The sequence below is a fragment of the Curvivirga aplysinae genome, from assembly GCF_009711445.1.
Lineage (GTDB): Bacteria > Pseudomonadota > Alphaproteobacteria > UBA8366 > Aestuariispiraceae > Curvivirga > Curvivirga aplysinae.
The window spans coordinates 1-10,514 of the sequence record NZ_SMMC01000105.1 but is presented as its reverse complement, the minus strand read 5'-3'; the positions used below and the strand labels follow the sequence as shown (position 1 = coordinate 10,514).

9 protein-coding genes are annotated in these 10,514 nt (G+C 42.6%); 2 read left to right on the top strand and 7 right to left on the bottom strand.

From position 1 onward, the window contains the following. Positions 1 to 24 precede the first annotated feature (24 nt). The 6 genes from E1160_RS02635 to tpiA all read right to left on the bottom strand — a co-directional run bounded on the left by E1160_RS02635 (position 25) and on the right by tpiA (position 5,745). Entirely contained in the window at positions 25 to 339 is a 315-nt protein-coding gene (locus E1160_RS02635) for an FtsB family cell division protein (protein WP_155153442.1), read from the bottom strand. A 143-nt stretch (positions 340 to 482) separates the two neighbouring features. Then, on the bottom strand, positions 483 to 1,751 hold the full coding sequence (eno, locus tag E1160_RS02630) for a phosphopyruvate hydratase (RefSeq protein WP_155153441.1): 1,269 nt from the start codon (positions 1,749 to 1,751) through the stop codon (positions 483 to 485). Positions 1,752 to 1,796: 45 nt separating this feature from the next. Further along, positions 1,797 to 2,642, bottom strand: coding sequence for a 3-deoxy-8-phosphooctulonate synthase (gene kdsA, locus E1160_RS02625; protein WP_155153440.1), 846 nt, complete (start codon positions 2,640 to 2,642; stop codon positions 1,797 to 1,799). A 72-nt stretch (positions 2,643 to 2,714) separates the two neighbouring features. Beyond that, positions 2,715 to 4,355: a CTP synthase gene (locus tag E1160_RS02620; protein WP_155153439.1), complete on the bottom strand. Its 1,641-nt coding sequence runs from the start codon at positions 4,353 to 4,355 to the stop codon at positions 2,715 to 2,717. A gap of 169 nt (positions 4,356 to 4,524) precedes the next feature. Next, complete coding sequence (gene secG / locus E1160_RS02615; protein WP_155153438.1) at positions 4,525 to 4,842, bottom strand: preprotein translocase subunit SecG; 318 nt, start codon at positions 4,840 to 4,842, stop codon at positions 4,525 to 4,527. A gap of 144 nt (positions 4,843 to 4,986) precedes the next feature. Continuing rightward, positions 4,987 to 5,745, bottom strand: coding sequence for a triose-phosphate isomerase (gene tpiA / locus E1160_RS02610; RefSeq protein WP_155153437.1), 759 nt, complete (start codon positions 5,743 to 5,745; stop codon positions 4,987 to 4,989). 286 nt (positions 5,746 to 6,031) lie between these two features. Between tpiA and E1160_RS02605 the strand changes: the two genes are divergently transcribed. Both E1160_RS02605 and trpE read left to right on the top strand, forming a co-directional pair. Beyond that, positions 6,032 to 7,912, top strand: coding sequence for a peptidyl-prolyl cis-trans isomerase (locus tag E1160_RS02605; protein WP_155153436.1), 1,881 nt, complete (start codon positions 6,032 to 6,034; stop codon positions 7,910 to 7,912). Positions 7,913 to 7,941: 29 nt separating this feature from the next. Further along, positions 7,942 to 9,453 carry an anthranilate synthase component I gene (trpE, locus tag E1160_RS02600; RefSeq protein WP_155153435.1) on the top strand — a complete coding sequence of 504 codons (1,512 nt, stop codon included), beginning with the start codon at positions 7,942 to 7,944 and terminating at the stop codon, positions 9,451 to 9,453. 16 nt (positions 9,454 to 9,469) lie between these two features. On the opposite strand, the gene E1160_RS02595 is transcribed toward trpE, so the two are convergent. After that, positions 9,470 to 10,514, bottom strand: a 1,045-nt coding sequence (locus tag E1160_RS02595; RefSeq protein ID WP_155153434.1) for a divergent polysaccharide deacetylase family protein, incomplete at its 5' end; no start/stop codon positions are given.

Below are 10,514 nucleotides of genomic sequence, written 5' to 3'. Positions count from 1 at the left end.
ATAAAACGATATATAATCAATCTTTTACCGGTCGATAATAATCACATCGTTTGGATTAGCATAATTTAGTGTATAGCGCGCTTGCTCTTCAAGCATATCGCGATCCAAACTTTTGGGATGCAATAAAGAAACTCGATGTTCGAGATCTTCTCTTGTTGTTTGCAGTTTCTCCAACTTCAATTCCGTCCGTGAAACCTCAGCAGCAATGCGCATATAAGACATGACGCCACGATCCCCCTGAACAGAGTGATATACAAAATACCCAATAAGCCCAATACCGACTACCGGAAAGATAATCTGGCGGGAGCGATGCTTGATTTCACGCACTAAAATGGACATTTTTAACCCTGTTTTTAATCAATGACGCCATCATAAGGGTGTTCGTTTTATTTGTGAATCCTAAAACGGGACTTTTTTCCCAAAAATTAAGGGCGTTGCAAATATACAACGCCCCTATTTTATATGGATAATTTCTAGCCAATTTATTCGACAGGGCCACCCGCATATTCCGCGGCATCACCTAGTTCTTCTTCGATGCGAATTAATTGGTTATATTTGGCAATACGGTCAGAACGGCTTAGGGAACCAGTTTTGATTTGGCCGCAATTTGTGGCAACAGCAAGATCTGCAATTGTACTATCTTCTGTTTCACCAGAACGATGAGACATAACGGCTGTATATCCAGCACGATGTGCCATATCAACGGCTTCCAAAGTCTCAGTCAATGTACCGATCTGGTTCACTTTGATCAGGATAGAATTTGCAACACCTTGTTCAATACCGTCTGCTAGACGTACCGGATTTGTTACAAATAGATCATCACCAACCAACTGAACATCATTACCTAATGTATCTGTAAGGGCTTTCCAACCTTCCCAATCGTCTTCGGACATACCATCTTCGATTGATACGATCGGGAATGCATCGCATAAACCTTTTAGGTAATCCACATTCTGAGCCGCGTCGAGAACTTTGCCCTCTCCTTTCAAATTGTACTTACCATTTTCATAATATTCAGTTGCTGCACAATCCAATGCAAGAACGATATCATCACCTGGCTTATAGCCAGCAGCCTCGATAGAGCGTGTGATAAATTCAAGTGCCTCTGTCGCACTTCCCAAATTTGGTGCGAAACCGCCTTCATCACCAACATTTGTATTATGACCAGCTGCTTTCAAGCCAGATTTCAATGCATGGAATGTTTCTGCGCCCATACGAATTGCTTCTACCATGCTGCCTGCAGACACAGGCATGATCATGAATTCTTGAATGTCGATTGGATTATCCGCATGTTCACCACCATTGATAATATTCATCATTGGAATCGGTAATGTTTTTGCGAATGCACCACCAACATAACGGTATAATGGCATGCCTGTAGATTCTGCTGCCGCTTTCGCTAGCGCCAAAGATGTGCCCAAAATTGCATTGGCACCTAAACGGCTTTTATTCTCTGTGCCATCTAATTCAATGAGTTTGTAATCAAGTTCAACTTGTTCAGTTGCATCAAAGCCAATCAACGCATCAAAAATCTCGCCGTTAACATTATCAACCGCGTTTTGGACACCTTTACCAAGATAGCGTTCGCCACCATCGCGAAGTTCATGAGCTTCATGTGCACCTGTAGATGCGCCGCTTGGTACTGCAGCACGGCCCATAGAGCCATCTTCCAATACCACATCAACTTCAACAGTTGGATTACCACGACTGTCTAAAATTTCACGAGCTTGAATGTCTAGAATTGTAGCCATCGACTAATACCTTTTCTTCGCTTAGGTTTAGGAAAGTGAGTTAACTCAGCCAATATAGACCAGGTTTGATTTCGTAATTGTGTCAAACTGCTTCATAATTGAAAGTAGTTCTTCCATTTGATCGACAGGAACCATATTTGGGCCATCTGATGGTGCGTTATCCGGGTCTTGATGCGTTTCCATAAATACCGCAGCCACCCCAACAGCCATAGCAGCTCGGGCAAGAACAGGCACGAACTGACGCTGTCCGCCAGATGTACCACCTTGGCCGCCTGGCTGTTGCACGGAATGAGTTGCATCAAATACAACTGGTTGCCCCGTGCGCGCCATTTCAGGTAAGCCTCTGAAATCGGTCACCAATGTATTATAGCCAAAACTTGTTCCACGATCACAAGCCATAACATTTGAGTTTCCCGATTGGATCACTTTATCAAGGACGTTTTTCATATCCCAAGGTGCAAGAAACTGCCCCTTTTTAACATTGATAATTTTCCCGGTTTGAGCAGCAGCAATCAGTAAATCTGTTTGACGACATAAAAATGCGGGAATTTGGATAATATCGATAACATCAGCGACTTCTGCACATTGAGAGGCTTCGTGCACATCTGTTAAGACAGGCACATCAAGTTCTTTTTTGATGTCAGAAAAAATATTTAAAGCCGTATCAAGACCGAGACCACGTTTGGTATTTAAAGATGTACGGTTTGCCTTATCAAAAGAGCTTTTATAAACAAAACCAATATTAAGCTTATCTGTAATTTCTTTTAACTTACCCGCCATATCGAAAGCATGTTCGCGGCTCTCCATTTGGCATGGACCGGCAAATAAAACGAAAGGCAAGTCATTACCAATAGTAATATCACCTAGTTTAATATGATGAGGGGCAGTCATGGATCTATCCTCTTTAAAATAATAAATAAAAAGCGGGCTTTAGACATAAGGCCCGCTTTTCCAATTTCAATCCTATACCAGACGAGATTTTTCCATCGCGGCTTGAACAAAGCTGCTAAATAACGGATGAGGCTCAAACGGACGGGACTTAAGTTCAGGATGATACTGAACAGCAACAAACCAAGGATGATCTGGTATCTCAACAATTTCCGGCAATACGCCATCCGGTGACAGACCAGAGAATTTCATACCCGCAGCTTCCAAGCGGTCTTTATACGCTACGTTTACTTCATAACGGTGGCGATGGCGTTCTTCTACGTAAGAGCCACCGTAAATTTCATGTGCTTTTGTTCCTTCGACAAGGGCACAAGGATATGCACCAAGGCGCATTGTACCGCCCATGTCAGAATTATCAGCACGCGTTTCAACGCGATTTCCCTTTTTCCATTCTGTCAGCAAACCAACGATTGGTTCTTTACAGTCAGAGAATTCAGAGGAACCTGCATCAGCAATACCTGCTAAATTGCGTGCTGCTTCAATAACCGCCATTTGCATACCAAAACAAATCCCAAAATAGGGTACTTTGTTTTCACGGGCATATTTTACGGCTGCGATCTTACCTTCTGCGCCACGCTCGCCAAAACCGCCGGGAACAAGAATCGCATCCATATCACCCAAATGGTCTGCAGGATCTTGATCTTCAAAGCGACCAGATTCAATCCAGTTAATATTCACGCGAACATTGTTTGCGATACCACCATGGATCAAAGATTCATTTAAGGACTTATAAGCATCAAGAAGTTCAACATATTTGCCGATAACAGCAATATTCACTTCGCCTTCTGGATTGCGTACACGATCAACAATGTTGTCCCAACGGCTTAAATCCACATCATCTTCTTTACCTTCTTCTAGCATGTCAAAGTGACGTAAAATCTCAACATCTAGACCTTCTTTATGATAAGCATTTGGCACATCATAAATTGTATCAACGTTTAGTGCCGGAATCACACATTCTTCTTTAACATTACAGAAAAGCGCAATCTTACGTTTTTCGCCTTTTGGAATCTCTGTATCAGCGCGACAAAGAAGGATATCAGGCTGAATACCAACTGACAGTAGTTCTTTCACGCTATGCTGCGTAGGTTTTGTCTTCAACTCACCCGCAACTGAAATATAAGGCAACAAAGTCACATGTAGATAGCATGTATTTGCACGGCCTAAATCATTTCGAACCTGACGAATAGCCTCTAGGAAAGGCAGGCTTTCAATATCACCTACAGTACCGCCCACTTCACAGAGGATAAAATCTTCATCGGTCACATCAGACTGAACAAATTCTTTAATTGCATCAGTGATATGTGGAATAACTTGCACTGTCCCGCCAAGATAATCACCACGGCGTTCTTTCGCGAGAACTTCAGAATAAATTCGACCTGTTGTCACGTTGTCAGATTGACGAGAAGAAACCCCCGTGAAACGTTCGTAATGTCCCAAATCCAAATCTGTTTCTGCACCATCATCAGTAACATAGCATTCACCATGTTGATATGGGCTCATCGTACCTGGATCAACGTTAATATACGGATCCAATTTGCGAAGACGTACTTTGTAACCGCGCGCCTGAAGAATCGCACCAAGAGCTGCAGAAGCAAGCCCTTTACCAAGAGAAGAAACAACACCACCAGTGATGAAAATATATTTAGCCGCCATGGAAGAATATCTACCTTGATCCCTTAAAATTACCTTTGCCGATATGAAACATCAAACAGCGTTCATAATCTAGTTTTAAATAGTTAAAATACAGAAAAACTTAATAAAGTCTTTCTGTATCAATCTCAAAAAAGGCGGCTGTTTTGGAACGCCGCCTTGATGATAACTCTTATTGTGAGTCTGGAACCTGTGGGGTTGTAATCTCTTCAACCGCGTCGGTTGCAGCCGGAACAACATCCAACACAGAGGATGGTTCGCGAGTTTGGTTCGCCAAGATTGCAAGACCAATACTGCTGATAAAAAATGCTGCAGCTAGAATTGCAGTTGTACGTGTCAAAAGATTCGCTGCACCACGTGCGGACATCATACCGCCGCCTGCACCGCCACCGCCGATACCAAGGGCACCGCCCTCACTACGCTGAACGAGAACAACAGCTACCAAAGCAATAGCAATCAACAAATGAATTACCAGCAAAACCGTTTCCATGGTATCGCATCCTGTCTTTATCTAAATTTCAGATGAACCGATGTAGATTGCGCAAAAGAAAATAAGGCGCCTAACGACGGTCCGTATGTTTCTACAGGTAGTTATCTTATTTTACCAGCAGAAAATGATTGTTTTTATAAATCTTTATAAATCTGATGCTGCCTTTGCGATCGCAAGGAAAGAATCGGCATTTAATGCCGCGCCGCCAATCAGGCCACCGTCAATATCTGGTTGAGCCAATAGATCTGATGCATTTTCGGGTTTCATCGAACCACCATAAAGAATGCGCATAGCTTCAGTAACTTCGTAAGAATGGCTTGTCTTTAAATAGGTCCGTATATGATCATGCACATCTTGCGCATCTTCGGGCGTGGCTGTCAGGCCTGTGCCAATCGCCCAAACTGGCTCATATGCAATAATTGTATTTTCAGCGGTTGCTTCGTTTGGAACAGATGCATCTAGCTGCGTCGAAATTGTCGCCATCGTTAAGCCCTGATCACGTTGCTCTTGTGTTTCACCAACACAAATGATCGCAACAAGGCCTGCCGCATAAGCTGCTTCAGCTTTAGCTTTTACTATATCATCTGTTTCACCATGATCTGCACGACGTTCGGAATGTCCAAGAATTACATGACTGCAATTGGCATCCACAAGCATAGAAACAGCCACATCCCCAGTATAAGCCCCACCTGGTTCAAAATGACAATCCTGTGCACCAAGCTTTACATCATTCTCTAAAACTTCAGAAACTGGATGTAAAAGCGGAAAAGATGGGCAAACAATAATCTCGCAGTTTAGATCAGAAGAACCTTCAACAACGCCACGCGCCAATTCAATGCCCTCTTCTTTCAAACCGTTCATTTTCCAGTTCCCAGCCACAACTGGTTTACGCTTAAAAGTCATAAATAACCTCTTAATGATTAGATGTTCGCCTCACGAATCACATAGTGGCAATTGCATAACATGAGCTTTAGCATTCGCCAAGTCATGTCCATATCATCTTTTAATAGCAATAATTTGATAAATTAGAGATGATTCTGGCATACAATAGGGAATTGGCTATTGCCCGCCCTGCTTTCCCCTTTTAATATGCGCTCCTCTTTTATTTAGAGTGAGCTATAAATATATAAGATTACTCTCTGTAATAGTTATTCTTTTTGGTTTTACATATTCGAATATAGGAATTTCAATGTTAAAGCAGCTTCGTGACAAGGGCGGCTCAGTTGTCGTCAAAGTTTTGATGGGCCTTTTAGTACTCAGTTTCGCAGCATGGGGAATCGGCGATATTTTCTCTCCAAACTCTGCTGGGCAGTCTGTTGCAAATGCAGGTAAAACTGAAGTTACACAACAAGAATTCCTTGTACAGCTTCGTCAACAGGAATCTAGTCTTCGCGCACGAGGGTTTAGCCAAGAAATGCTGGGAAGTATTAATCTTCCTGCCGTTGTCGTCGATCAATTGGTAACACGCGCTACTTACGAAGAAGAAGCTCGTCAGATGTATTTGGTGCCAACGGCAGAAATCATTGGCCGTACAATTCGCGATACGCCAGATTTTCAAGACGCCGCAGGTAATTTTGATCGTAACCGTTACGAATTTTCTTTGGCAAACCAAGGCTATAGCCCTGCATATTTTGAAAATCTTGTTTCAAAAGACGTAGTGGCAAATATGTTACTTGATTCTGTGAGTGCAGGTGTTGCTACGTCTGACATTGCGACCAAAGCCCTATATAAATTCCAAAAAGAAACACGCGATATTTCTTATATCTCAATCGCAATTGATGAAAATGAAGTAATCTCAGAACCATCCGCAGACGTTTTAAATAGCTATTATGAAAATAACAAAGAACGTTTTCGTGCGCCTGATTATCGTAAAGTGAGTTACATCGCAATTGACCCCGATATGATTGCGGCAGATATTCAAATTACAGATGCAGCTATACTTGAAAACTACGAACAACGCCTAGATCAGTTTACCGACGCAGAGCAACGTACAATTCAGCTTATGTTGTTAAGTGATGAAGCGGCAGCTTTGGCAGCAAAAGAATTAATAGAATCAGGGAAGTCCTTCGCAGAGGTAGCCATTGAAGCTGCCAATCAAGGTGAAGATGAGATTAATCTAGGTACAATGACCCGTGCGGAAATGCCCGATGAAAATTTAGGAAATGTAGCATTTGACCTCGCATTAGGTGCAGTTTCAGCCCCTGTTGAAAGCCCGTTCGGATGGCATTTGATTACAGTTACAGATATTAAAGATGCAACGGCTACACCTTTAGCTGATGTAGAGGCCGATATCCGCACTGATCTGGCACGTGAACAAGCTGTAAATGAAGCTTATGAGTTATCTAATCAACTAGACGATGCGATTGGTGGTGGTGCGACGTTAGAAGAAGCAGCCAACCAAGCTGGCCTTGCCTTGATAACAATCGAAGGGATTGATGAAACAGGTAAAAATATGTCTGGTGACTTCCTGACTGACCTTCCAAATCCTGCCTCTTTCATCAAATTTGCATTTGATACAGAAGAAGGTCTCGACAGCTTATTACAAGATGATGGAAATGATGGCTTCTTTATCTTACGGGTTGATGGATTGATTCCAACTCGCATCAAGTCATTAGACGAAGTTAAGGATGAGGCGACGGCTCTTTGGATTGCTGAACAACGTCGATTGAAAGCACAAGAAAAAGCTGATGCGGTTCTTGCTCGACTTAATGATGGCGCAAAACTTAGCAGTGTTTCAACTGATGTTAAACTGGCCGGTGATGTAGCACGTCCTGCTTCCTCCTCACGTCACGAAGAACTACCAGCATCCCTTATTCAAACATTGTTTGGTGAAACAGTCGGTTCCGCTGCATCAGGTCTTGCAGGAAATGCATATTATGTTGGTCAATTAGACCAAATCAATGTACCAACCTTCTCTGCTGACAGCGCAACAATTAAAGAGATCGATGAAGCAACGCTAGCGGGCATGACAAGAGACCTTATCCAGCAATATGGCTCAGCTCTTCGTGAACGTCATTCCGTGACGGTGAATCAAGGTTTAGTGAATAGCTTAACTGACCTTCAATACTAATAAATAAAAGATATACAGGAAAACGACCAATGGACTCCTATCCTTCCTTTAACGAGTTTGAGGTAAAATATAATGCTGGTCAGCCTCAACTGGTATGGACAACACTTGTTGCGGATTTGGAAACACCAGTTTCTGCCTTTTTGAAACTTGCAGAAAGCCGTCCAAATAGTTTCTTACTAGAATCTGTTGAGGGCGGCGCGATTCGTGGTCGTTATTCCTTTATCGGTATGAAGCCGGATATTATCTGGCGGTGTTTTGGGAACAAGGCAGAAATTAATCGGAAAGCCCGTATCGACGCTCATAGTTTTATCCCTGAAGAAAAACCAACATTAGAATCGTTAGATTCTCTTGCAGAAGAGTCCCGTATCGAACTGCCTGAAAACCTTCCGCCGATGGCAGCTGGTTTGGTGGGATACATGGCATATGATTCTGTTCGTTTGGTCGAAAAGCTACCAAATGTAAATCCTGATAGTATGAATACCCCGGATGGTATTTTTGTACGCCCAACCGTAATGGCTGTTTTCGATAGCATTGAAGATATGGTGACAGTTGTTACCCCCGTACGGCCGGAAGAAGGTATTTCTGCGAATGCAGCTTATGAGTTGGCGCATGAGCGTCTAGAAGAAATTCGAAGTGATTTTACACGTGCGATCCCTCACGGTAACTATGCAATCAGCAAGGATATGGATTTACCTGAAGCTGCTTCTAATACCACGCGTGAAGAATTCTTTGATATGGTTGCCAAGGCCAAAGAATATATTCTGGCTGGTGATATTTTTCAGGTGGTATTAAGTCAACGATTTGAAACACCTTTTGAACTACCGCCATTTGCATTATATCGCGCTTTGCGTCGCACAAATCCGTCCCCTTTCCTTTTTTATCTTAATTTCAAAGACTTCTCCATTGTTGGGTCGAGCCCTGAAATTTTGGTACGTGTAAGGGATGATAAGGTAACCATTCGCCCAATTGCCGGAACGCGTCCACGTGGTGCGACACCTGCAGAAGACAAAGCATTAGCAGCAGATTTATTGGCTGATGAAAAAGAATGCGCCGAACATCTGATGTTATTGGATTTGGGGCGTAACGATGTAGGACGCGTTTCAAAGATTGGTTCTGTAAACGTAACGGATAAGTTTTTTATCGAAAATTACAGCCACGTCATGCATATTGTCTCTAATGTTGAAGGCGAGATTCGTGATGATATGGATGCCTTGGAGGCTTTGATGGCAGGTTTTCCTGCGGGGACAGTCTCCGGTGCGCCCAAAGTGCGGGCGATGGAAATCATTGATGAACTAGAAAAAGAAAAGCGCGGTATTTACGCAGGCTGCATTGGTTATTTCGGTGCAGATGGTGATATGGATACCTGTATTGCGCTTCGCACAGCCGTTGTAAAAGATGGAAAAATGTTTGTCCAAGCAGGCGCAGGTATTGTTGCTGATTCTGATCCAGAGTCAGAATATATGGAATGTCATCACAAATCCCGAGCGTTGGTACGTGCAGCCCAAGAAGCGGTTCGTTTTGCTTCCAATAGCAGTAATTAAATTCGATATTAAGTATTTAATTTTGAACGGCTACAACATCTTCAGATGGGTAGCCGTTTCTTATTTTAAGAACCACACTTGCAGGCACCATAACAAAACCGCGTGTTTCCAAGTCTTGGGCCCATTCACTCAAAACTTTAATTGTTTCTTTATGAGGATGACCAATGGCCAATGCAGTTCCCTTCTTTTGCGCCAGAGCTTCAACCTTATTTAACTGCTTCCATATCGCTTCTTCTGTTTTGACATGGTCCAGAAAGATATCACGGGTTGTGGTTGGAACACCAATGGCTTGAGCGATCTTATATCCAACGGTATCACCAGAAGTAACGGAATCAATGAAGGATAATCCTCGCAACTTAATTTCATTTAAAACAATACCCATGCCTTCTGCATTCGCAGTGAATTTGCTTCCCATATGATTATTGACACCCATATACCCCTCAAATTGCTCTAGATTCCAAAGCATTCTGTCAACAAGCTCAATACCATCAAGGCTGGTCATAAGTGCATTATCACCTGGGTTTACATCAGGATTTTTAGGCTCCATTGGTAAATGCAACATAATTTCATGACCAATTGCACGCGCATTTGCAACATGTTCATCTAGGTTACGACCATAAGGAATAAATGACATTGTCATGGGGGCGGGCATTTGAATTGCTTTTCTGGTCCATGCCTGCGCCACGCCAACATCATCAATAACAATTGCGATAGCCGGACGACCATCAATCTTGTGTATATCAAACGGTAAAGCGTTAATTTCCCAAGCTTTTTGTTCTGGCTCTTTTACAGGCTCTGGCAGGATAATTTCATTCGGTAATATTGCTATTTCCAAATCATGATCTATTTTCGGAATATTATCTGGTAATACATCTTCATAGGTGGATATAGGAGCCTCAAAAATATCTTCGCTAATCTTTGATTGTTCTTTAGTCGGTATCTTTGCTTGCTCGACTACTTCCCCATTATCATTAACCAATAATTCGCCAAGGATTAAGCCACTGGCGGCACCAAGTATTAGTATTACGAGAATGATAGAAAACATTCTTAACTTCATGATA